The sequence below is a fragment of the Candidimonas humi genome, assembly GCF_019166065.1.
Taxonomy (GTDB): domain Bacteria; phylum Pseudomonadota; class Gammaproteobacteria; order Burkholderiales; family Burkholderiaceae_B; genus Candidimonas; species Candidimonas humi.
Map to the genome: position 1 here is coordinate 1 of NZ_JAHTBN010000014.1, position 22970 is coordinate 22970.

A 22970-nucleotide genomic window follows, 5' to 3' on the forward strand; every position below is an offset into this window, starting at 1 on the left:
GAGCAGTTCCGCTTTGCCTACAGCACCCTGCGTTTTGTGCAGTGCGTTGTGTGTGAAGCAGAGAAACGAGATTATGAAGGAGTTTTTTAAGCTTGTCAAACCGGAGAAGGAAGTTTTTAACGTACCGCTGAAGCTTCTTTCTCCCGCCCGATTCGCCTGGCCTGCGCATCCGGGTTAGCACGAACTCTCGTCCCGCTTACCCGCCCGCGCGGCCCGCCTTCGGCCTCGCCTTGCCGCCAGCTCATCAGGGTTAACCCGTGATGTCCCGCAGCGAAGGAGCCGAACTATAGCACACCTTTTTAGGAGCGGGCAAATCGACCCGCAGCCAGCCAAAACCCCGCCTCAAGACGGGCCCATCCGACCCCCGATCAGGCCTCTATCCGGGACTCCGTCCGACTACAACACGAGCGGAGAGCACGGGGTGCCTCCTGGAGGTGAGTGGGTCATCGAACCGGAAGGAGGCACCCCGTGCTAGGCCGCGCCTCAAGAACCAGCCCCAGGGACGAACCCAGGCCCAACGCCAAGCGCCGAACCAAGACACAACGCCCGGCCACGAACCAAACCCCCACCAACCAGCCCCCACCCGCCTACAAAACGAGCGGAGAGCATGGGGTGCCTCCTGGAGGTGAGTGGGTCATCGAACCGCAAGGAGGTACCCCGTGCTAGGCCGCGCCTAAAGAAACAAACCCCGCGACGCATCGTAGCCCAACGCAGAGCGACGAACCAAACCCCCGCCCGGCGGGCCCCACCCGCTACGCCTTGCCCAACAAACCCGCCAACATGAGACCCCACTCACAGCCGAGGTCCAGAATAGCCCCGTTTTGCCACTTGCGCCGCCAGGCCTCAAAATAGACTTTTGCAATCGACATCCCTGCCGAGCCAGTCGGCGGGCTCGTCATGGCCTGGCAACCCGAACTCCCGCGCGCAAGCGCCTGCGACAAGGACTCCGGCCGCGACAGCCCGCGGGCGACGACGCCGGGCCCCGCCGATCCCTGGCAGACCCAATTACAAAGACACTACATGTCCCAAGACATCCTCATCAATGTCACCCCCTTCGAAACCCGCGTGGCCCTGGTCGAACAGGGCGCGGTCCAGGAACTCCACATAGAGCGCAGCATCCAGCGCGGCCACGTAGGCAACCTGTATCTGGGCAAAGTCGTACGGGTGCTGCCCGGCATGCAGAGCGCCTTCATCGACATCGGGCTGGAGCGCGCAGCCTTCATCCACGTCGCCGACCTGCGCCAGAACCGCCACGAACGCAGCAGCGGCGGCACCATGACCCCCATCGAGAAGCTGCTGTTCGAAGGCCAATCCCTGATGGTGCAAGTCATCAAAGACCCGCTGGGCAGCAAGGGCGCGCGCCTGTCCACGCAAATCAGCATCGCCGGCCGCATGCTGGTGTACCTGCCCCACGACCCGCACATCGGCATTTCCCAGAAAATCGAGTCCGAACAGGAACGGCTGGCGCTGCGCGAGCGCGTCGCCAGCCTGCTGCCCGACGGCGAGAAAGGCGGCTTCATCGTCCGCACCCAGGCGAGCGACGCCAGCGACGAAGAGCTGCGCGCCGACCAGTCCTACCTGCTCACCCTGTGGACCAGCATCCAGGCCCAGGCCAAGACCCAGCCCACGCCGTCCGTGCTGCATACCGACCTGACGCTGGCGCAGCGGGTGCTGCGCGACATGGTGGGGCCGGACACCGGCACCATCCTGGTCGACTCGCGCACCACCACCCAGCAATTGATGGATTGGGCGCGCATCTACACCCCCTCGGTGCTGGGCCGCATCAAGCACTACAGCGGCGAACGCCCCCTGTTCGATACGGCCAACGTCGACGAGGAAATCGCCCGCGCGCTGTCGCGCCGCGTCGACCTGAAGTCCGGCGGCTACCTGATCATCGACCAGACCGAGGCCCTGACCACCGTCGACGTGAACACGGGCGGCTACGTGGGCGGGCGCAACTTCGACGACACCATATTCAAGACCAACCTCGAGGCCGCGCAGGCGCTGGCGCGCCAGTTGCGGCTACGCAACCTGGGCGGCATCATCATTCTCGATTTCATCGACATGGACGATCCCGAGCACCGCAACGCGGTGCTGACGGAACTGAACAAGGCGCTGAGCAAGGACCGCACCCGCATGACGGTCAGCGGCTTCAGCCAGCTCGGCCTGGTCGAGATGACGCGCAAGCGCACGCGCGATTCCCTGGCGCACCAGTTGTGCGAGCCCTGCCCCACCTGCCAGGCGCGCGGCAGCGTCAAGACTGCACGCACCCTGTGCTATGAAATATTGCGCGAAATACTGCGCGAGTCGCGCCAGTTCAACCCGCGGGAATTCCGCATCCTCGCCTCGCAGGCGATCGTCGACCTGTTCCTCGAAGAGGAAAGCCAGCACCTGGCCATGCTCGGCGACTTCATAGGCAAGCCCATATCGCTGGAAGTCGAACGCGTGTATTCGCAAGAGCAATACGACATCGTATTAATGTGATTTTCGGGGCTTGCTGATTTTCGGCGCTTGCATAGAGGCAGGCGCGCCAATAGACATACAGGGACATGCAGGCGGCGCATAGAGCGGGCGGCTCAAGCGGATAAGCGGCAGCGAGAGTGGCAAGAACAGAGGCAGCAAGGGCCCAAGAGCTCAGAGTGAATGCTTCATTTAAAACCGGCCTCCAGTTTCCAGCGCTTGGCGGCGTCGACATAGCGAATTTCTGCCGATCTATCGGGCGGGTCGAATGGGTCGATGGAATTCATGTAGGCCTCCCATGCCTCATACATATCCTTGAGCGCCGCTTTGGCAGTCTTCCTCCCGGAGCGTCGCATCATTGTCTCGTATCGAGTCCTGCCGGCCGCTAATTCTTTGTCGATGCATTCCGTTGTCCTTTGAATCTCGCCGGAGTAGCCGCTGCGTCTGGCCAGCCCCGCTGCCTTCGAACATAAAACGGGAGCGGAATTCATTTGCATGAGAAACCGTTGTTCGGCGCCTGGCTTGTTCTCTGCCGCTGCACTGCCAAGTGCCAGCAATCCAGCCGCCGCAACGAACACTACAAATGCCTTCATGCTGCCTCCTGATTATTATTTGCGAACAGGAGTGTACCGCCGCGACCGGCGAGGCCCGGGCATCACCCTCGGGCCAGCCTTGTCTTTTCGGTTGCGGAGCCGTCCGGCAACCGTAGCGCTACGCGCCGGGCCCGCGCTTACCACTGATACTTCAGCCCCGCCAGGACTACGCGCCCCTCGCCCCAGGTGCAGAAAGTGCTGGCGATGCACGATGCGACATACTTGCGATCGGCCAGGTTGCTGACATTGAGCGTGGCGGTCCAGCCGTTCAGCTTCGAGGACACGCGCCCCAGGTCGTAGCGCAGGGCCAGGTCGACCAAGGTCGCCGACGGAGTCATGAACGTATTGGTGGCGTCTCCGTACGAACCTTGCACATAACGCACGCCGGCGCCCATCTGCAGCCCCGCCAGCGGGCCCTTGCGCAAGGTGTAGTCGGCCCACAACGAACCCGCATTGCGCGGGATGCCGGGCGGCACCTTGTCCAGATTAGTGGTATTGCTGCGGGTATTGAGCAGATGCGTGTACGTGTAGCTGGCGATCAGTTGCAGGCTGTCGGTCAGGCTCGCGCGCCCCTCGAGCTCGAGGCCTTCGGAGCGCACCTGGCCCGTTTGCACGCTGAAGCCGACGTGCGAGGGATCGGAAGTCGACACATTGTCCTGGTCAATGCGGAACACCGACGCGGTGACGAAGCTGTCGTAGCCCTTGGGCTGGAATTTCACGCCCGCCTCGTACTGCTTCCCGGTGGTCGGCTTGAAGGCATTGCCGTTGAAATCGGTGCCGGTTTGCGGCTGGAACGAAGTCGAATAGCTGATATACGGCGCAATGCCGTTGTCGAACTGGTACACGCCGCCGACACGCCACGTAAAGGCGCTGTCGGACTGATGGGTGGACGACGAGCCCGGCTTGTAGGACTGCGAATCCTGGTCCGCCCAATCCTGGCGCAGGCCCAGCAGGAAAGACCAGCGGCCGATATCGATTTGGTCCTGCGCATACAGGCCAAGCTGCTTGACGGTCACTGCGCCCGAAGTGGCAAACATGAAGTCCGGGTTCGGGATCTGCTGGCCGTATACGGGATTGGCGACGCTCAGCGGCGGCGGGCTGGCAAGGCTGCCGTAGAAATCGTGGTCGTACTGGAAGTGCTGGTAGTCGAGCCCCAGCAGCAGCTTGTGCGCGACCGCGCCGGTGGCGAATGTGGCGATCGCCTGGTTGTCGATGGTATGGGAATTGACCATGCCGTCGTACAGGTATGGCGTGCGCAGCAAAGAAGTGCCGTCGGACGCATAGCCGTTGGATCCGACATATTTCGTCGTGTCGCTGTTATGCAGGAACCGGTAGCTCTGCTTGAACGACCAGACATCGTTGAGCCGGTGGCTCAGTATGTATCCCACGGATTCCTGGGTCTTGCGGAAGCTGTCGAAGCTGGGCTCGCCCGGGTCGAAGCTGCGCGGGATCGAGACCCGTCCGCCCAGCACCGTGCCCACGGCGGGAACCGAGTTGTAGCCGCCGGACTTCGGATCGGCCTGGTAGTTGGCGTAGACCGTCAGGCTGGTGTCGGACGTCGGGCGCCAGGTAAAGCTCGGGGCGATGGCGAAGCGCTGCTGCCTGACGTGATCGGTCTGGGTGCCGGCATCGAAACCGTCGCCGGTAATGCGGTAGAGCAGCTTGCCGTCCTGGTCCACGGGCCCGCTGAAATCGAAGAAACCCTGCGCCCTGCCATAGCTGCCGGTCTGGAAACCGATCTCGTGCAGCGGCCGTTCGGTAGGCAGCTTGCTTACCAGGTTCACCGTGCCGCCCGGCGAACCCTGGCCGTACAGCACCGATGCAGGGCCGTGCAGGAATTCCACGCGCTCGAGCAAATAAGGATCGTAGCTCGTCACGTTATACCCGAAGCCGCCCGCCGGCCCCGGCGTGCGCAGGCCGTTCCAGAATTCGTCGATGAGGAATCCGCGGGCATACAGATATTCGAGAGTGCTGTTATTCGTGCCGCGCTGTTCCGGCGCGATACCCGAGGTGTACCGCAAGGCCTGTGCGACGCTCTGGACGTTCTGCAGGTCCATTTGGTCGCGGGTCACGATCGAGACCGACTGCGGCGTCCTGATCAGGGGCGTGTCGGTCTTGGTGCCGGTCGCGCCGGCATGCGCCACATAGCCCGTGTCGCCGGCTTCCCGGCCGCCGCGCACCACCACCGCCGGCAGCTCCGACACCGCAGCGGACCCGCCGGCCGCGGCGCCCTGCCCCGCATCCGAAGCCGGCGCGGCCGCTTGCGCCCAGGCGGATTCGGCGCACAGCAGTGCAAGCGCAAGCGATATGGCTCGCGCCTGCGCGACTCTGCGAGGCACATGATGCCTGTGGACCATGCTGCTGCGACGCACGCCGATTTTTCCCCGATTCATATTTTCTTTCCCACTTTCTATTGATTTGCCAAGAAACTTGCCTGCGCCGAATCAGCGGCTGGTCGAACCGCGTCGGCCGCGCCCGGACACAGGGCGCAAGGCATACAGGGGCATGGGCTTGAGGCGGCAGCATCACTGGTTTCAAAAACAGTATTGATAATCATTGCTATTTTTTTTAACAACTAAGCTGGAGGCGAGATAGAATACGCCTGATGCTTTAGCGATGTCTCGCCATCCAGCTACTCAATACCGTCAAGATATGGCGGTATTACGCTTTTATTTTCATTAATTACGCAAATGAGCCAGATCTGGCACCGCCCTCCCGGCTTCAAGTACCGGCGCCTGTCGCGCCCCGTCATCGCCAGCGCCTATACCTACCAGGACGGCGACCTGGAGAGCTGGCATTCCCATCACCAGCCGCAGTTCGTCTTCACGACGCGCGGCGTGCTGCGCATTACCACTCCGGGCGGCGCCTGGACCCTGGGGCCGCGCCGCGGCCTATGGCTGCCCTCGCGCGTGGGGCACGAATTGCAGGCCATCGGCGAGATCGACTTGTACAGCGTCTACATCGAGGCCGAGATGTCGCCGTGGGAAGGAGATGAATGCCGCGTGCTGGTGATTTCGCCGCTGCTGCGCGAACTCGTGGCGGCCATGGAGGAAGACCGGCGGCTGGCCCGCGACCACCGCGCGGAATTGATCATTCCCCTGCTGCTGCGGGAAATGTGCGATGCGCCCCAGGCGCACGAGGGCAGCCTGCCCTTGCCGCAGGACCGCCGCCTGCAGCAGATCTGCGAACGCCTGATCGCGGAGCCCGGCAACAACGATACGCTGGACCAATGGGGCGAGCGCGTCGGCGCGAGCGAACGCACACTCGGGCGCCTCTTCAAGACGGAGACCGGGCTGGCTTTCGGGCAATGGCGGCTGCAGCTCAGGCTGGCGGAATCGGTATCGCGGCTGGCGCGAGGCATGACAGTGGCGACGATCGCCGCGGAGTTGGGCTACCGGAATTCCAGCGCCTTCATCGCCATGTTCAGGAAGGCGACCGGGCAAACCCCGCAGCGCTATCTCAAGAGCCCGCAAGACGAGCCGGCGTAAGGCCCCGCCCCTGGGCGTGAGCCAGGAAGCCGACGCAGATCAGTGCCCGGCGGGCCTGGGCGCGGCAGCGGGCTTGTCTTCGCACACGCCGGGCTTGATGATGGCGTCGAACATGCGGTCGATCCGGTGTTCGGTGCCGGCGTAATAGCTGTAGGCCGCGGCCTTTACCGGGCGATCCTGCAACAGGACCAGGCGGATGACCAGGGTGTGGTCCCAGCCGGCGCCGGGAAAATCTTTCTCGGTGACGATGGCGTAGCTGGCGTGGTTCGGATCGGCGGTGAAGGTGATGTCGCCGCCGCAGGCCCTTTGATGCTTGAACAGCGCCATCTGCACCGGAGCGAAGGTGTCGTAGGGTATGTTGCGCTGCAGGCGGAAATAGTCGCTGGTGAGCAGATCGTTCAGGTGCAGGCCCTCGGGCCCGCGCGCCGCGCAGCCGGCCAGCGCCAGCGCGGCGCCCAGCAACAAGGCGGAACGCTTCCAGGGCAAGGCTCTCAAGATATCTATTTTCATGTTCGGACGCCAGACGTAGTACGCATCATCGGAAGGCCGCCATACACGGCGACATTATGCATTCTCTTTGAACTGCATGCGATACAGCCATGCATACAAGCCATTGTTGGCCAGCAGGCTCTCGTGGCGGCCTTGCTCCACGATATGCCCGCCGTCGAGCACGACGATCTTGTCGGCTCTTTGCACCGTCGACAGGCGGTGCGCCACTACCAGCGTGGTGCGGCCCACCATGAGCCGGTCGAGCGAGGCCTGCACCTGCCATTCGGACTCGTTATCCAGCGCCGAAGTAGCCTCGTCCAGGATGAGAATGGGGGCATTCTTGATGAGGGCGCGGGCGATCGCCAGGCGCTGGCGCTGGCCCCCGGACAGCTTGCTGGCATTTTCCCCCACGGGGGTATCCAGGCCGTCGGGCAGGCTGTCGACAAAGGCATGCAGATTGGCGGCCTCGAGCGCCGCGTAGATTTCTTCCCTGCTGGCGTCATGCAGGGCGCCGTAGCCCACGTTCTCGGCAATGCTGCCCTCGAACAGCACCACATCCTGGCTGACCAGCGACAATTGCTGGCGCAAGCTGCGCAAAGTCAGTTCCTGGATGGGCTGGCCGTCTATCAGGACCTGCCCCTGCGATGGAATCACGAAGCGCGGCAACATATTGACCAGGGTAGTCTTGCCGCTGCCCGAGCGCCCCACCACGGCCACCGTCTGCCCCGGCTCGATCGTGAACGACACGTCGGACACGGTGTCGCCGGCAGCGTCGGCATAGCGATGCGTGACATTGCGGAATTCGACCCTGCCCTGCACCGGCCGGTCGAAGACCTTCGTGCCCGTGTCCGCTTCGGGTTCGTGGTCGATCAAGGTGAACACGCTTTCGGCGGAAACCAGCATGCGCTGCATGCGGCCGGCGACATTGGTCAGGCGCCGCACCGGATCGAAGATCTGCCCCAGGGCGGCCATGAAAGACGCGAAGCTGCCTACCGTCAGGGCGTGCATATTCGCCTGGTACAGCGCCACCGCGATGACCGCGGCCACCGACAAGGCGATCGAGAACTGGGCCAGCGGCGACATCGCGGCTTCCGCCGTGGCGGCGCGCATGGCAAAGCGCCGCAGCCGTCCGTTCACATACTCGAAACGGCCCGATTCCCTTTCGTAGCCGTCGAACAGCTTGATCACGCGCTGCCCGTCTATGCTTTCGCCCACTACCCGCGTCAGTTCGGCATTCATATTGACGGTGTCGCGGTTGATGCGGCGCAGGCGCCGGATGAAGGCCCGTGCGATCAGCGTGGAGATCGGCAGTATCACCACCACGATCAGCGTAAGCTGCCACGACATGTACACCAGCACGCACAGCAGCGCGATTACGACGAGGGTTTCGCGCGCCAGGACGGTGATCACATCGGTGGCGTAGGCGGTGACATTGCCGGCGTCGATGGTGAAGCGGTTCAGCAGCCGGCCCGAATCGCCGCGCCGGAATTCTTCGTCGGGCAGGCCCAGCAGGCGCTGGAACATTTCCGCGCGCAGCGCCAGCAGCATCTTGTTGGCAACCCAGGCCAGCAGGTAGTCGCTGCCGAAACTGCATATCCCGCGCAGCAGCACCAGCACGATCACGGCCAGCGGGATCGCCCAGACGTAATAGGGCTTGGCGCCGGTAAAGCCCTGGTCGAGCAGGGGCTTCATGATGACCGCCAGCGTGGGCTGGGTCGCGGCGGCCAAAGCCAGCAGCACGGCCGACACCACCACCGCCTTCCAGTAAGGCCCCAGGCGGACATAGATGCGCCGCCATATGTCGAGCGCAACGGGCCTGGAGTGCGATGGCGTGGACGGCGTGACGGGATCCAAAAATACCCTCTGCAAGCGTTGGAAAACTGCCTATTTTAACGTTGCGTGAAATCCGCCGATAATAAGGGCCGATTTCACGCACGAATGTCCCGATTCCCAGTCCCGATCCATGCCCATACTGTCCGCCATTTATGTACGCCTGCCCAACTGGATCGGAGACGTCTGCATGTGCCTGCCCAGCCTGCAGGCGCTGCTGAATACCGGCATACCGGTGGTGGCCTGCGCACGGCCCTGGGCGCGCGACCTGCTCTCGGCCTACGAACTGGCCGGATTCGTCGAAATGCATGGGCGCTGGCGCGAAGACCGCGCCGCCGTCGACGCCCACCGCAAGAAATCCCGCCACGTGCATACGCGCGGCCTGCTGCTGCCGGACTCCCTGTCCAGCGCCATGGTGTTCAAATTTGCGGGCGTGCCCAGCGCCGGGTATCGCGATGACGGGCGCAGCCTGATCCTGCGCTGGCCCCTGCGCAAGCCGCCGGCAACGCTGCATGCTGTCGAATCCTGGTATTACGCCACCTCCCAGGCGCTGGCCCGCTGGGGGCTGGCCGCCGTGCCGCCGCGGCCGGGCCCGCGCCTCGGCCTGAAGCTGTCCGCGCGCCACCTGGCCCAGGGACGCCAGGCCGTGGCCGATGCCGGCCTGGAGCCGGGCAAGTTCGTGCTGATCGCCCCGACCGCTACCGGGCTGCACCGCGGGCGGGTCAAGGTCTGGCCCTATTTCGACGCCTTGACGCGCAGCCTGCAGGAACTCGGGCACGTCGTGGCCATGTGCCCGCCGCCCTCGGAACTGGCCGAGGCCCGTAGCAACGCCCCTACCGCCCTGTGCCTGCCGTCGCTGCATCTGGGAGCGTTTGCTACACTCACATCTCTGGCCGGCCTGGTCGTCTGCAATGACTCCGGCGTATCCCATATCGCCGCGGCGGCCGATGCCCGGCAATTGACCCTGTTCGGCGTCACCGAGCGCACGCGCACCGGCCCCTGGTCGCCGCGCGCCACCTGCCTCGGCTCGTCGACCCGGTGGCCGACACTGGACCAGGTGCGAGACACGGCCAGCGAGCTCTTGCGCCAAGATCCCGACCAATAGCAATGTCAATTTTTTTTACCAATCTGGTCATCCCGTTGAATCTGTGCATCACCCTGCTGGTGCTGGCACTGGTCCTGTTCATGGCCAGGCGCCGCAGGACCGCACTCCTGCTGGCTGCTTGCGGCATATGCTGGGCGGTTTTCTGGTCGCTGCCCGCCACGTCGCTGTGGGCCGGAGGCAGGCTGGAACAGATCTACCCCCAGCAGTTGCCCTCCGATCTGCCGACGGCCGGCGCCATCGTCGTGCTGGGCGGCAATACGGCCAATAACCGGACCAACTGGTTCGAACCCTACGACAAGCAGACGGCGGCGCCGCGCGTGGACACCGCCGCCGTGCTGTACAAGGCCCAGCGCGCGCCGCTCATCGTGCTGTCCGGGGCCGCGCTGGAAGGCCACACCAGCGAGGCGCAGGTCATGGCCCGCACCCTGGAAGAACAAGGCATACCCAGGAGCGCCATGATCCTGGAGACCCGCAGCCGCAATACCCACGAAAACGGGCTGTATACCGCCGCCAAGCTCAAGGCCCTGCATATCACCCGCATCCTGCTGGTGACCTCGGCCCTGCACATGCCGCGCGCCATGGCGGTGTTTCGCAAGCAGGGCATTATCGCGACTGCGGCGCCGTCCGCGCCGCAGATCTTCGTGCCTACCGAATCGGGGTTCTCGTTCTGGCTGCCCAGCATGCGGGCGCTGGACGCCAGCCGCTCCATCATCAAGGAATACGCGGGCATGCTGGCGTACTGGATACGCGGCTGGATCTGAAGCCTGCAAATCCGCGTCAGGCGCGGACGGGACTCAGGCCTTCTCGGCCAATATTTCTTCGTACAGCCCGGCGTAGCGGCGCGCCGCCTCGGCCCAGCTATGCCGCGCCACCACCCTGGCGCCGCCTTGCACCAGGCTGGCGCGCAAGGCGCCGTCCGCGCCCACCTGAGCAATCGCCTGTGCCAGTTCCTGCGCGTCTTCGGGGTGCGACAGCACCAGGGCCTCGCGGCCGGCCTCGACGTATTGCGCGAAACCGCACCAGGGGCTGGGGCTGAGTATGACCGGCAGCCCGAAAGACATGGCCTCGAGCGGCGCCATGCCGAAGCTGTCGTTGAGGGTCGGATGCACATAGAGATCGGCCGCCCGGTAATAGGCGGCGACATCGGATGTCGTGTCCACCAGGCCGATGCGCGCCCGCAGCGCGTCGTCGGCATGTCCATCGAGAAATTCGCGCGCTACCGCCCTGCCGCCCACCACCAGCAGCTTGTAGTGCGGCGGCAGGCTCGCCAGCGCCTCGACCACGGTGGGCAAGCCCTTGCGCATGGGGTTGCGGGCCACCAGCAGGCAGACGCGATCGGTCTCGGACCAGCCCATTTCGCTGCGGGTACGCAAGCGTTGCGCCGGATCCGCCTCGGGGGGCAGGCTCACGCCGGGCGGGATCACCGGCGGCTGCAGCGCCTCGCCATAAGCCTGGCACAACTGTTGCGCGATCAGCCCCGATACAGCCACGGTGCGATGTCCCGGCCGCGGCGCGACGCGGCCGCGCTCCAGGGCCAGGTAGGTAAGCACCCGTGGGCTGACGGCGGCCAGCAGGCGCTTGTGCCACGGCAGGCGGCGCAGCTTCCAGTTGTAGCGCACCGGCGTGACGTGCACGACCTCGACGTCGCCGCAACTGCCGTTCACGTGCGAATGGACGATATCGTAGCGGCCGCGGGTCAGGCGCGCGGCGCGTCGCGCAAACCACAGCACGCGCAGCCAGCTCGGCCAGCCCGACCAGAACGCCAGCCGCACGAAAGGCAGGTCCAGTCCGCAGGCGCGATCGTAGCTGCGCGCATACACCGTGACATCGTGGTCGCGGGCAAGCTCTCGCATGAGCGCCACGCCATAGGCCTCGGCCCCGCCGTAGCGGTTGCCGAAGCGATCGACGACAAAGGCGATTTTCAGTCTGGGCATCGAGGTCAGGAGACGGAGCCGGCCGGGCGCGCGGGGTCTTGGGCCCGATCTTCTTCATGGCGCATGCTGCCCCAGAAAATGGCCAGGCTCACAAGAAAGAACAACACCCCATTGTTGCGCCCCAGAATTACCTGGGTCAAGCCGAAAATAAAGAACGAGACTACCACCGACGCGCCGCATACGGCCGGTATGCGCACGTTTCGGCCGGGATGCCGCAAGCGCCTGCAGAACCCCCCGAATGTATATGCATACAAGGCGAGCAGCACCAGCAGGCCGAACACGCCCTGGTGCAGACAGGCCTCTAGATAATTGTTGTGGGTATTGGCCAGCGTAGCCACGAACGGATCGACCTTGTTCTTGACGGTCTCGCGATGGACCTCGGCCTCATATTCGGCATAGTTCCAGCCCAGCACAGGTTTCTTCGGTATGTTTTCAATAGCCATGCGCCACATTTCGAGCCGTGCGCCGACAGAAGTGCCGGAATTACGGTCGCGCAGGTACATCTGGACCTCGTGCACCGCCTCGAAGCTGCGCTCTTTCAGGCCCTTGTCGGGCATCATGACGAATACCGCCGCAAGCAGGGCCACTACGGCAAGCCCGGCGCCCAGCAGCCGCCAAAGGTCGCGCCGCCGCCCGAATGCCACGCAGAATATCACCGCGACCGGCGGCACCGCGATCCAGGCGCCGCGCGTTTCCGAGGCCACGCAACTGTACAGGCCCGCGGCGACGCCCAGGCCCAGCATACAGGACCATGGCCACGTCCGGCCCGTGCCCGTAGCGGGGCGCGAGAACAAGGCCGCAACGCACAACATCGCCATCACCAGCCCGATATCGCCATACGGAATCGCGCTGGTGACGAACCCCGTGGCACGGTCCACGCCTTCCCAGTGGCGCTGCCACAAGGTGATGCCCACCGAGGCGATCGCACCCAGCGCCACCCCGGCCCATATCCAGGAACGGCGCGGCGGATGCTTCATGCACAGCCACATGATAGGGATCGCCATGACGTAGCGGCTGGACTGGTCTATGGTCTTGAGTTCGTCGCCATGCACCAGGAATATGGCTAGCGGGAGCAGCGTGTTGACCAACAATAGCCATGCCAGGACCCGGTCTTCGCGGCTCAGCCCCAAGGCCGGGCGCTGCGCACAGTACGCCAGCCCCGCCAGCAACAGCAAGGCCGCGCCATAGGAATAGCCCGAAGGCACGGCAAGCATCAGGCAGAAGAACAGGAACGCTCCCAACGAAGCCATCAATTCCAAGGGGCCGCCCACTGTATCCATTTTTTTCACCACTTCGCCGTATGCCTTGCAAACTGTCGTTCAATCCTGCCGCCGACGGTCTTCAAGGCGCGTCAGGCATTTCTGCAGGAAACGCAGTATATGCGTGGAACGCGCCACGGTGACGCGCGGGATGCCGTAGCGGTCGTCCGAGCGTCGCGCCAGCCCGCGCTGCGTGGTGGTGGCATTCAGGTAGCCCGCATTGCGCACCATGTCCCGCAGAGCCGGGGTTTCGTGGCCGTAAGGATAGCAAAACGCGCTCACCTCGACACCCGCCAGGTCTTCGAGCTGCGTCTTGGACTGGCGGATCTGCAGTTCGGCCAGCTCGGTGGAAATCCGCGGCAGATGGACGTGGTCCAGCGTGTGGGACCCTACTTCCTGCCCCGCCGCCGCCCAGCCGCGCATTTCCTCGAGCGACATGAGGGGTGACGGCGGCACGCCTTTTTCGGCGTCCCAGGCATTGCTGCCGCCAAGCTGGCGGACGACGAAATAATTGGTCGAGGTAAACCCCAGTTCGCCCAGCACCGGCAGCGCATTTTCGTAGACGTTGCGGTAGCCGTCGTCGAAGGTGATGCCAAACACCTTGCCCTGCCGCTCGCCGTCCAGATAAGGCTGCAGGTCGCGCATGGCCAGGCCGCGGTAGCCCAGGCGCCGCATCCACGACATCTGGCGGCGGAAATCGGCCGGATGCACGGTCAGGCCGCGATACGGCGTTCCCTTGGCCGCCGGCAGGCCGATCTGGTGATACATGAGTACAGGAATCATCGGCACATTATTCCATTTCTGCCTCTCCAGCGCTCGTCCGGGAGGGGGTGTGCGCCGCCTTGAGGAGGTTCTGGCATCCGGCGCAGCGATGCATGCGGAGCATGCCCGCGGCATGCCGCGGCCGGCCAGGCATCAGGGATGCTCTTTGTTCCCCGTCGCACCCTGCGACAGCAGCATCAGCTTGGCATAGCGGAAAAAACTGCCCGCCGCCGCCGCGCCGGCCAGGACCAACCCGCGGCGCCCGTCCAGGAAGCCGCGACGGATCAGGTAGATGCGCACGAAGGTCCAGAAGCCGTGCCCCACTGCGGCAAGCGCCCCGGCCCGCTTGCCGCGGCGATACATCATGGCCGCGGCATCGGTGGAATAGCGGTTGATCTTGGCGACCAGCGTCTCGAGGTCGGCATAGGGATAGTGGCGCAAGTGCCCGCGCAAGCGCCCGGCCTCGCCGTTCAACACCACGCGCTCGTGCACCGCGTCGTCGCTGAAACGCGCAGCGCCGCGCCGGAACAGGCGCAGCACGTAGTCCGGCCACCAGCCGCTATGGCGGATGGGGCTGCCGCAAAAGTCGGACAGTCGCGCGATTTCGTAGCCGTCCCTGGCGGGCGCGGCGACGACCCGGCGTATCTCGTCGGCCAGTTCCGGCGGGACGCGCTCGTCGGCATCCAGCGACAACACCCAGTCGCCGTCGGCAAGGTCCAGCGCACGGTTCTTCTGCGGACCGAAGCCCGGCCAGTCGGCCGTGTGGTGCACTTGCGCCCCGGCCTGGCGGGCCAGTTCCGGCGTGTCGTCGGTACTGCCCGAATCCAGCACCACGATCTGGTCGGCGAATGCGACCGACTCGAGGCAGGCAGCGATATGCGCCGCCTCGTTCTTGGTAATGACGATGACGGACAATCTGACGGCAGGCTCCTGGGCGGTCCGGCTCACTGATATACCCTCCTGTCGCTGCGCGACATCTTGTCCGTGGGACGGAACGCTCATGCGCGGTTGCGCCGGCGCTTTTTCCATGCCTTCCAGGCGTGGTAGCGCGGACCGAAAAAGGGGTGGCCGACCAGCGCCAGGCGGCGCAGCAGCCATGAGCCGCCGCGGTTGCTGACCGCGAAGCGATGTATGTGCAGCGGGTCGGTACCGGCGACGTTCTGGCCCAGGGCGTCCGTGGTGTACAGGTGGCGAAAGCCCGCGGCCTGCGCGATGCGCAGGTAGTCGGCGTCGAAGTAGCCCTGCGGCCAGCAGAGCTGGTCGCCGGCTGCGCCCATGTGCAGGTCGAGCGCCTGGCGCGACAGCGCCAGGTCGCGCTCGAGCATCTCGCACTTGCGCGCGGCATCGCCGGCATACAGCTTGTCCCAGCGGGTGTGCGTATGCGTGTGGCTGTAGATCTCGAAAGTGCCCGACGCGCGCATGGCCTGCAGCTCGCTCCAGCGCGCCATGACCTCGTCGTGGCGGCCCTCTTCGACCAGCCGCATGCAGGCGTGGTGATCCGGGCAATCGGGCACGCTGCCCTGCCCGGCGTGCGGCCGCGCCGCGCCCTCGCCTATCCAGCCCGTCACCACGAACAGCACCGCCTTCATGCCATGGCGCTGCAGCACCGGATAGGCGTGCACCCAGTTATCCAGGTAGCCGTCGTCGAAAGTGATCAGCACCGACTTGGTCGGCACCGGCTCGCCCCGCAGGTGGCCCAGGAACTCGCGCGTATCCAGCGAACGGTAGCCGGCGCGCGCCAGGCCGGCGATCTGCTGCTCGAAGACCTGCGGCGAGGCGGTGATCATGCCGGCCCGGGGCGTGACATGGTGGTACATCAGTACCGGGACGTTGTGCGCCTGTTTCATTTGCCTCGCTCCTGCAGCCAGCGCAGATAGACTTCCTCGGTGCGCTCGGCCAGGCGCTCCGGAGAGAACATGCCTTCGCCGCGCACCATGTCGCGCCCGGCCCTGCCCATGCTGCGCCGCAGCTCGGGATCGTCGATGAGGCGCTCCAGCGCTGCAGAGAGCGCCTCGCGGTCGTCCAGGGGCACCAGGAAGCCGGTCTGCCCGGCACGCATCATCTCGGATACACCGCCCACGTCGGTGCCGACGACCGGCAGTCCGCTGGCTTGCGCCTCGACGTAGACGGTGCCCGAAGCCTCCTGGCGCGTGGCCAGCGCAAAGATGTCGAAGCCCGCCAGCAGATTGGGCACATCGCGGCGCATGCCCATGAGATGGATGCGGCCCTGCATGCCGAGCTCGGCGATATAGGCCTGGGTCTGCTCGAACACGGGCGAGCCGCCGCCCACGAATACCAGATGCAGATGGGGCCGGGTGCGCATCAAGGGCAGCATCGCATCGATCAGTTCGCGATGCCCCTTGGTGGCGCGCATCACCGCCACGCAACCTACCACCACATCGCTATCGGCCAGCCCCAGTTCGTCGCGCAAGGTGGAATGCTCGACGGGAGGCGGCAAGGCGATGGGCGAATACACCGTGGCGATCCGCGCGGCGGGCACACCGCGTTCCATCAAGTGGCGGCGTACGTGATCGCTGACGGTAATGACGCAATGCGGCAGGCCGGTGTATGACCAGAGCGAGCCGACCCTGCTGGCCAGATGGCGCGTGCGCACAATGAGAGGGGTGCCGGCGAGCCTGCCCGCGGCCGCAGCGATGACCGTGTCGCGGCGGCTATGGGTGTTGAGCACGTCGTAGCGGCCGCGCCGCAACAGGGAACGGATGCTCAGCACGCCCTTGATGTAGTTGGGCACGCCGTCCATGGGCAGCGTATGCACCGCAAAGCCCGCGGCCGCAAGACGCGTCGCGAGCTGGGCGTCGGGCTGGCAGATCGCTTCGACCTCGTGGCCGCGCTCGCGCATGGCGTGCATTTCCTTGAAGATGCGCCCTTCCTGGCCGCCGAAACTGGTGGCCGCCTCGGAATGCACGATGCGCAAGGAGCGCATCAGTAGGCCACCTCGACGCTATCGCTCTGGACCCAGCCGCCGAGTTGTTCGAACAGGCCGTCGGCCATGCGCACCCGCCACTGGTCGCCCAGCCGCACGGTGCAGGCGTAGCCTTCGCGATGCAAGGCGATCTCGACAGGCACGCCCGTCGCGGGCGCAGCGGCGGCCGGGGCCGGGATGCCTCCGGGCCTGGCGGGCGCGCCATCGGCGCAGGCCGCGCGAAACGGATCCAGCACCTGGCGCAGGCGCGCCGCATCGGCGTTGCCGTTGAGCGTGATGCGCAGCGCCCGCGCGCGCGCCTCGCGCGCAAGCTGCAGGTCGTACAGGGATTCCGCCGAGACCCGCAGGCCGCCGGAATAATCGTCGTGGCTGACCTTGCCCTGGATGATGACCAGGCGGTCTTCCTTGAGGCGATTGCGGTGCAGTTCGTACAGTTCGTTGAAGATCGCCACCTCGACCTGGGCCGAGCCGTCGTCCAGCAGCGCATACAACATCTTGCCCCGGCGCGTCATCTTGGGCCGCACCGACGCCAGCACGCCGGCGAACCACTGCAGGTTGCGCGATGGCTGCAAGCGGGCCAGCGGCTGGGGAGCGAAGCGGCGCACCTCGTCGCGCCAGGCGTCGAACAGGTGGCCGCTGAAGTAAAAGCCCAGCGCCGATTTTTCTTCGGTCAGCCGGGTCTGCAAGTCCCAGGGCTGTACCTTGGCCAGTTCGCCCTGGACGATGTCGTTGCTGTTGTCGGCAAACAGCGAAACCTGGTTGGCGCTGCGCTCGGCCTGCTCGGCGGCTTCGATGGCGTTGCCCACGGTAGCCAGCAGTGCCGCGCGGTTTTCCTCGATGCTGTCGAAAGCGCCGGCGCGGATCAGCGCCTCGATGGTGCGGCGGTTGACGGTATGGCGATCGACCTTGCGGCAGAAATCGAACAGGCTGGTGTACGGACCCTGTTCTTCGCGGGCGCGGATGATTTCCTCGACCGCGGCCTGCCCGGTGCCCTTGACCGCACCCAGGCCATAGCGCATGGTGCGCGGCGGCCTGCCCTCTTTCGTATGGCTGTCGGCGACCGGCTCGAAACGGTAGGGCGAAGCGTTGACGTCCGGCGGCAGGACCTCGACCCCATTGGCCAGGGCGTCCTTCCAGAACACCTGCACCTTGTCGGTGTCGTCCATGTCCGAGGACAGGGTAGCGGCCAGGAATTCGGCAGGATGGTAGACCTTGAGCCAGGCCGTCTGGTAGGCGATCAGGGCATATGCTGCCGAATGGCTCTTGTTGAAGCCATAGCCCGCAAATTTTTCCATCAGGTCGAACAGCTTGACCGCCAACGCCGCGTCGTATCCTTTCTGCACCGCGCCCTTTTCGAAGATCTCGCGGTGCTTGGCCATTTCCTCGGCCTTCTTCTTGCCCATGGCGCGCCGCAGCAGGTCGGCGCCGCCCAGGGTATAGCCGCCGATGATCTGCGAGATCAGCATGACCTGTTCCTGGTACACGATCACGCCGTAGGTACTCTTGAGCACGGATTCGAGATCGGGGTGGAAGTAATCCACCTCGGCCCGGCCGTGCTTGCGATTGACGAAGTCGACCACCATGCCGGATTCCAGCGGCCCCGGCCGGTACAGCGCCAGCATGGCGATGATGTCTTCGAAAGTGTTGGGCCGCAGGTTCTTGAGCAGCTCTTTCATGCCGCGCGATTCCAGCTGGAACACGGCGGTGGTATTGGCTTCGCTGAGCAGCTTGTAGGCCTGCGGGTCGTCCAGCGGCAGCGCCATCACGTCGAAGTCGCGCAGGCTGGGATTGAAGCGGCGCACGAAGCGCACCGCCCAGTCGAGAATCGTCAGGTTGCGCAAGCCCAGGAAGTCGAACTTGACGAGGCCCGCAGCCTCGACATCGTCCTTGTCGAATTGCGACACGGCGTTGCTGTCGGAGCCGGGCTGGCAGTACAAGGGGCAGAAATCGGTCAGCTTGCCCGGCGCGATCAGCACGCCGCCGGCGTGCATGCCGATATTGCGGGTCAGGCCTTCCAGGGGCCGGGCCAGGTCGATCAGGGCCCGCACTTCTTCGTCCTGTTCGTAGCGTTCCTTGAAGGCGGGTTCGTTCTCCAGCGTGCGTTCCAGCGACCAGGGATCGGCGGGATTGAAGGGGATCAGCTTGGACAGGCCGTCGCACAGGCTGTAGGGCATCTCGAGCACCCGGCCGACGTCGCGCACCACGGCCTTGGCGCCGAGCGTGCCGAAGGTGGCGATCTGGCTGACCGCATCCTTGCCGTACTTCTGCTTGACGTAATCGATGACGCGTTCGCGGTTGTCCTGGCAGAAATCGATGTCGAAGTCGGGCATGGACACCCGCTCCGGATTCAGGAAACGTTCGAACAGCAGGTCATAGCGGATAGGGTCCAGGTCGGTGATGCCCAGCGAGAACGCCACCAGCGAGCCTGCGCCCGAGCCGCGCCCCGGCCCTACCGGCACGCCGTTGTGCTTGCCCCAGTTGATGAAATCGGCCACGATCAGGAAGTAGCCCGGAAAGCCCATGCTGACGATGGTCTTGCATTCCCATTCGAGGCGCTCCTGGTACTGGGCAAGCTTGGCCTGGCGTTCCGCTTCGTCGGGGAACAACTGCAGCATGCGCCGTTCCAGGCCTTCGCGCGCCAGCCGCACCATGTAGTCGTCGAGCGTCACCCCGTCGGGCGTGGGGAAATCGGGCAGGCGCGGCTTGCCGAGGTCCAGCGTCAGGTTGCAGCGCCGCGCGATTTCGACCGAATTGGCCAGGGCCGAAGGCACATCGGCAAAGCGCCGCGCCATTTCCTCGGAACTGAGCAGGTATTGTTCTTCGGTGAAGCGCCGCACGCGCTTGGCGTTGGCCAGTTGCTCGCCTTCGGCGATGCAGACGCGCGCTTCGTGGGCGCGGAAATCCTGTGCCTCGACGAACTGCACGGGATGGGTCGCCACGACCGGCAGCCGCAGCTCGGCGGCCAGGCGCAGCGCCGCCTGCACGTAGGCTTCATCGCCGTCGGCCCCCGCGCGCTGCAGTTCTATATAGTAGCGGCCGGGAAACTGTTCGGCCCAGCGGCGCGCCAGCGCCCTCGCCTCTTGTTCGCGGCCGGCCTCCAGCGCATGCCCGACGTCGCCCCCCCGGGCGCCCGACAGCACGATGAGTCCTTCCTTGCCTTCCAGCCATTCGCGGCGCACTTCCGCCCTGCCGCGATACTGATTGTCGAGCCAGGCCCGGGTCAGCAGGTCGCACAAATTCAGGTAGCCCCGGTGGTTGGTGACAAGCAGCAACAAGCGCGACGGTTTCTCGCGATCTTCGTCGTTCTGCAGCCAGATATCGCAGCCGGCAATGGGCTTGACGCCCTTGGAACGCGCGGCCTTGTAGATCTTGATGAGGCCGAAGATATTGGCAAGGTCGGTCAGGGCCACCGCCGGCTGGCCGAAGCCGGCCACGGCCTTGACCAGTTGCGGAATCTGCACGATGCCGTCGACCACCGAGAATTCGGAGTGGACACGCAGGTGAACAAAAGAATCGGGGAGAGTGGCTGTCGTCATGCGGGGATTGTACTAAGAGAAACCCCGCCACAACCATGATCGCGGAGTGTCGATGGCCGCGCCCGGAATGCCGGCGGCGAGGGTCCGACCCTCGCGGGTTTCGCCGCTTCCCGAAGCATGAGGGCAGCCTTGCTGCGCCTGAAACAAATTGAAATCACGGCAAGGAGACAAACCCCGCGCGTTCGGCCAAAATATTGCCAGGTTTATTATGAAACGGGTAATCGACCTGCCATGAAATGGCTGCTTCCGGCGATCTGGATACTCGCCATCCTGTTCATTCATTTCCGCGGCAAAGTGCGTTTACCGCTAGGCCGCCAATTCCTGGACCATTCCATATTATTGGCGCCGCTGAACGCCTTGATGGTGCTGGCCTCGCGCGTTCCCACCACGCCCTATATCGCCTCCCGCAGCCTGCCCGGCCTGGACACCCTGGACGCCAACTGGGAAAGCATCCGCGACGAGGCCCTGAACCTGTCGCGCCTGCAACGCATCAAGGCTGCCGACAAACACGACGACATCGGCTTCAATTCTTTCTTCAAGTATGGCTGGAAGCGCTTCTACCTGAAATGGTATGACGTGCACCACCCGTCCGCGCAGGCGCTATGTCCGCGCACCGTGGCGCTGCTGGAAAGCATACCGGCGATCAAGGCCGCGATGTTCGCCGAGCTGCCGCCCGGCAGCCAGCTCAATCCGCACCGCGACCCTTATGCCGGTTCGCTGCGCTACCATCTCGGCCTGGCCACCCCCAACGACGACGGCTGCCATATCGACGTCGACGGCAAGCGCTACAGCTGGCGCGACGGGCGCAGCATCGTGTTCGACGAAACCTATGTGCACAGCGCGGCCAACGAAACCGGGGCCAACCGCATCATTCTGTTCTGCGACATCGAGCGGCCCCTACGCTGGCGCTGGGCCGAGCGCCTGAACCACTGGTTCGGCCGGGTGGCCATGTCGGCGGCCAGCTCTCCCAACGACGGCGGCGACCAGACCGGCGCGATCAACCGCCTGACCCACTGGCACTGGCAACTCGAGCAGAAGCGCCGCGCCTTCAAGCACTGGAACCGCCGGGCCTACAAGACCACCAAGTACGGCCTGATCCTGGCCGTGATCGCGGGCTTCGTGCTGCTCTGATCCCGCGCCGCACGCGGCCGGGCCGGCCCGCGGCAATGCCGCGACGGGCGTACACTTCCCGTCTGCGCCGCAGTCGGGCGCATTCAGGCTTCAATCACATAACAATCGTCATTTCTTCAAGCTTACCCGCCATGCTGAAACCTTTGAGTGGAATACGCGTGCTGGAACTGGGCCAGCTCATAGCGGGCCCGTTCGCAGCCAAGATGCTGGGCGAATTCGGCGCCGAAGTCATCAAGATCGAGCCGCCGGGCACCGGCGACCCCTTGCGCAAGTGGCGCATGCTGCACGAAGGCACATCGGTATGGTGGGCGGTGCAGTCGCGCAACAAGCAGTCGCTGGCGCTGGACTTGCGCCAGCCCGAAGGCCAGGACGTAGTGCGCCGCCTGGCGGCCGAAGCCGACATCCTGATCGAGAACTTTCGCCCCGGCACGCTGGAAGCATGGGGCCTGGGCTGGGAAGCCCTGCACCAGCTCAATCCGCGCCTGATCATGCTGCGCGTCTCGGGCTATGGCCAGACCGGCCCCTACCGCGATCGCCCGGGCTTCGGCGTAGTGGGCGAGGCCATGGGGGGCTTGCGCCACCTGAGCGGCGAACCGGGCCGCCCGCCGGTGCGCGTGGGGGTGTCCATAGGCGACTCGCTGTCCGCGCTGCATGGCGTGATCGGCGTGCTGCTGGCGCTGCGCCATCGGGAACAGAACGGCGGTGAAGGCCAGTGGGTCGACGTCGCGCTGTACGAATCGGTGTTCAACATGATGGAAAGCCTGCTGCCGGAATATTCGGTGTTCAAGGCCGTGCGCCAGCCCGCCGGCAGCAGCCTGCCGGGCATCACGCCCAGCAACGCCTATATGTGCGCCGACGGCAAGTACGCGCTGGTCGCAGGCAACGGCGACAGCATCTTCAAGCGGCTGATGTCCGTCATCGGGCGCGAGGACATGGCCGCCAACCCCGAATACGCCCACAACGACGGCCGCGCCCGGCACGCCCAGACCATAGACGCCGCCATCGGCGCCTGGACCCGCGGCCTGGGCCTGGACGAGGTGCTGGAAAAACTGCACGAGGCGCGTATCCCTGCGGGGCGAGTCTACGACATCGCCGACATCTGCGCAGACCCGCACTATCGGGCGCGCGACATGATCCTGCAGAGCCGGCTCGCCGACGGCACGCCGATCGAGCTGCCCGGCATCGTGCCCAAGCTGAGCGCCACGCCCGGCGAGGTGCGCAGCCCGGCACCCGGCCTGGGACAGGACACCGAGCGCGTGCTGGAAAGCCTGGGCATAGACGCCGCGACCCGCAAGGACTGGGAACGCCGCGGCATCATCCAGAACGGCGCCGCCCAAGAGAAATAGACCCATACCCCGGAGCCTGACGGCCTGGCGCGCGCAGGGCGCACGAAGCGCGCGCCCGCGGGCTGCACAAGTAGTGCGAGTGCGGCAAGACGC

17 protein-coding genes are annotated in these 22970 nt (G+C 65.2%); 6 read left to right on the forward strand and 11 right to left on the reverse strand.

The genetic code is table 11. The features are described from left to right. Positions 1–1020 precede the first annotated feature (1020 nt). Positions 1021–2484: a ribonuclease G gene (gene rng, locus KVP10_RS19480; RefSeq protein WP_217966417.1), complete on the forward strand. Its 1464-nt coding sequence runs from the start codon at positions 1021–1023 to the stop codon at positions 2482–2484. Between the two features lie 164 nt (positions 2485–2648). Here the strand turns inward: rng and KVP10_RS19485 are convergent, their stop codons facing one another. Beyond that, the gene (locus tag KVP10_RS19485; protein WP_217966418.1) at positions 2649–3053 is read right to left on the reverse strand and encodes a hypothetical protein; all 405 of its coding nucleotides are present in this window, start codon (positions 3051–3053) and stop codon (positions 2649–2651) included. A 137-nt stretch (positions 3054–3190) separates the two neighbouring features. Next, on the reverse strand, positions 3191–5446 hold the full coding sequence (locus KVP10_RS19490; RefSeq protein ID WP_217966419.1) for a TonB-dependent siderophore receptor: 2256 nt from the start codon (positions 5444–5446) through the stop codon (positions 3191–3193). Positions 5447–5743: 297 nt separating this feature from the next. On the opposite strand from KVP10_RS19490, the gene KVP10_RS19495 reads away from it, so the two are divergent. After that, positions 5744–6541, forward strand: a complete 798-nt coding sequence (locus KVP10_RS19495) for an AraC family transcriptional regulator (protein WP_217966420.1) — start codon at positions 5744–5746, stop codon at positions 6539–6541. Positions 6542–6580: 39 nt separating this feature from the next. Here the strand turns inward: KVP10_RS19495 and KVP10_RS19500 are convergent, their stop codons facing one another. Both KVP10_RS19500 and msbA read right to left on the reverse strand, forming a co-directional pair. Continuing rightward, positions 6581–7051, reverse strand: a complete 471-nt coding sequence (locus KVP10_RS19500; protein ID WP_217966421.1) for a hypothetical protein — start codon at positions 7049–7051, stop codon at positions 6581–6583. 54 nt (positions 7052–7105) lie between these two features. Then, complete coding sequence (msbA, locus tag KVP10_RS19505) at positions 7106–8884, reverse strand: lipid A export permease/ATP-binding protein MsbA (protein WP_217966422.1); 1779 nt, start codon at positions 8882–8884, stop codon at positions 7106–7108. 109 nt (positions 8885–8993) lie between these two features. Between msbA and KVP10_RS19510 the strand changes: the two genes are divergently transcribed. Both KVP10_RS19510 and KVP10_RS19515 read left to right on the forward strand, forming a co-directional pair. Further along, on the forward strand, positions 8994–9965 hold the full coding sequence (locus KVP10_RS19510; RefSeq protein WP_217966423.1) for a glycosyltransferase family 9 protein: 972 nt from the start codon (positions 8994–8996) through the stop codon (positions 9963–9965). Next, positions 9962–10726 (forward strand): YdcF family protein, encoded by a 765-nt coding sequence (locus KVP10_RS19515; protein ID WP_217966479.1) that lies wholly within the window; start codon positions 9962–9964, stop codon positions 10724–10726. Before KVP10_RS19510 ends, KVP10_RS19515 begins: the two co-directional genes overlap by 4 nt. 33 nt (positions 10727–10759) lie before the next feature. Here KVP10_RS19515 and KVP10_RS19520 read toward each other — a convergent pair whose 3' ends face one another. The 7 genes from KVP10_RS19520 to dnaE all read right to left on the reverse strand — a co-directional run bounded on the left by KVP10_RS19520 (position 10760) and on the right by dnaE (position 20400). Next, positions 10760–11890: a glycosyltransferase family 4 protein gene (locus KVP10_RS19520; protein ID WP_217966480.1), complete on the reverse strand. Its 1131-nt coding sequence runs from the start codon at positions 11888–11890 to the stop codon at positions 10760–10762. A 14-nt stretch (positions 11891–11904) separates the two neighbouring features. Beyond that, positions 11905–13179, reverse strand: coding sequence for an O-antigen ligase family protein (locus KVP10_RS19525; RefSeq protein WP_217966424.1), 1275 nt, complete (start codon positions 13177–13179; stop codon positions 11905–11907). A 39-nt stretch (positions 13180–13218) separates the two neighbouring features. Beyond that, complete coding sequence (locus tag KVP10_RS19530; RefSeq protein ID WP_246600863.1) at positions 13219–13926, reverse strand: polysaccharide deacetylase family protein; 708 nt, start codon at positions 13924–13926, stop codon at positions 13219–13221. A gap of 147 nt (positions 13927–14073) precedes the next feature. Then, positions 14074–14868, reverse strand: coding sequence for a glycosyltransferase family 2 protein (locus KVP10_RS19535; protein WP_343218778.1), 795 nt, complete (start codon positions 14866–14868; stop codon positions 14074–14076). 50 nt (positions 14869–14918) lie between these two features. After that, positions 14919–15767 (reverse strand): polysaccharide deacetylase family protein, encoded by an 849-nt coding sequence (locus KVP10_RS19540; protein ID WP_217966427.1) that lies wholly within the window; start codon positions 15765–15767, stop codon positions 14919–14921. Next, complete coding sequence (locus tag KVP10_RS19545; protein ID WP_217966428.1) at positions 15764–16864, reverse strand: glycosyltransferase family 4 protein; 1101 nt, start codon at positions 16862–16864, stop codon at positions 15764–15766. The genes KVP10_RS19540 and KVP10_RS19545 overlap by 4 nt, the downstream gene beginning before the upstream one ends. Then, positions 16864–20400, reverse strand: a complete 3537-nt coding sequence (gene dnaE, locus KVP10_RS19550; RefSeq protein ID WP_217966429.1) for a DNA polymerase III subunit alpha — start codon at positions 20398–20400, stop codon at positions 16864–16866. The genes KVP10_RS19545 and dnaE overlap by 1 nt, the downstream gene beginning before the upstream one ends. Positions 20401–20631: 231 nt before the next feature. On the opposite strand from dnaE, the gene KVP10_RS19555 reads away from it, so the two are divergent. Together KVP10_RS19555 and KVP10_RS19560 are read left to right on the forward strand one after the other, a co-directional pair. Beyond that, positions 20632–21531: an aspartyl/asparaginyl beta-hydroxylase domain-containing protein gene (locus KVP10_RS19555; protein ID WP_217966430.1), complete on the forward strand. Its 900-nt coding sequence runs from the start codon at positions 20632–20634 to the stop codon at positions 21529–21531. A gap of 131 nt (positions 21532–21662) precedes the next feature. Beyond that, positions 21663–22877, forward strand: coding sequence for a CaiB/BaiF CoA transferase family protein (locus KVP10_RS19560; RefSeq protein ID WP_217966431.1), 1215 nt, complete (start codon positions 21663–21665; stop codon positions 22875–22877). The last annotated feature ends 93 nt before the right edge of the window (positions 22878–22970 follow it).

Coding starts and splice junctions, on each gene's coding strand:
- rng (WP_217966417.1), top strand. CDS start 1,021: ATGTCCCAAGACATCCTCATCAATGTCACCCCCTTCGAAACCCGCGTG.
- KVP10_RS19485 (WP_217966418.1), bottom strand. CDS start 3,053: ATGAAGGCATTTGTAGTGTTCGTTGCGGCGGCTGGATTGCTGGCACTT.
- KVP10_RS19490 (WP_217966419.1), bottom strand. CDS start 5,446: ATGAATCGGGGAAAAATCGGCGTGCGTCGCAGCAGCATGGTCCACAGG.
- KVP10_RS19495 (WP_217966420.1), top strand. CDS start 5,744: ATGAGCCAGATCTGGCACCGCCCTCCCGGCTTCAAGTACCGGCGCCTG.
- KVP10_RS19500 (WP_217966421.1), bottom strand. CDS start 7,051: ATGAAAATAGATATCTTGAGAGCCTTGCCCTGGAAGCGTTCCGCCTTG.
- KVP10_RS19510 (WP_217966423.1), top strand. CDS start 8,994: ATGCCCATACTGTCCGCCATTTATGTACGCCTGCCCAACTGGATCGGA.
- KVP10_RS19525 (WP_217966424.1), bottom strand. CDS start 13,179: ATGGATACAGTGGGCGGCCCCTTGGAATTGATGGCTTCGTTGGGAGCG.
- KVP10_RS19530 (WP_246600863.1), bottom strand. CDS start 13,926: ATGTATCACCAGATCGGCCTGCCGGCGGCCAAGGGAACGCCGTATCGC.
- KVP10_RS19540 (WP_217966427.1), bottom strand. CDS start 15,767: ATGAAACAGGCGCACAACGTCCCGGTACTGATGTACCACCATGTCACG.
- KVP10_RS19545 (WP_217966428.1), bottom strand. CDS start 16,864: ATGCGCTCCTTGCGCATCGTGCATTCCGAGGCGGCCACCAGTTTCGGC.
- dnaE (WP_217966429.1), bottom strand. CDS start 20,400: ATGACGACAGCCACTCTCCCCGATTCTTTTGTTCACCTGCGTGTCCAC.
- KVP10_RS19555 (WP_217966430.1), top strand. CDS start 20,632: ATGAAATGGCTGCTTCCGGCGATCTGGATACTCGCCATCCTGTTCATT.
- KVP10_RS19560 (WP_217966431.1), top strand. CDS start 21,663: ATGCTGAAACCTTTGAGTGGAATACGCGTGCTGGAACTGGGCCAGCTC.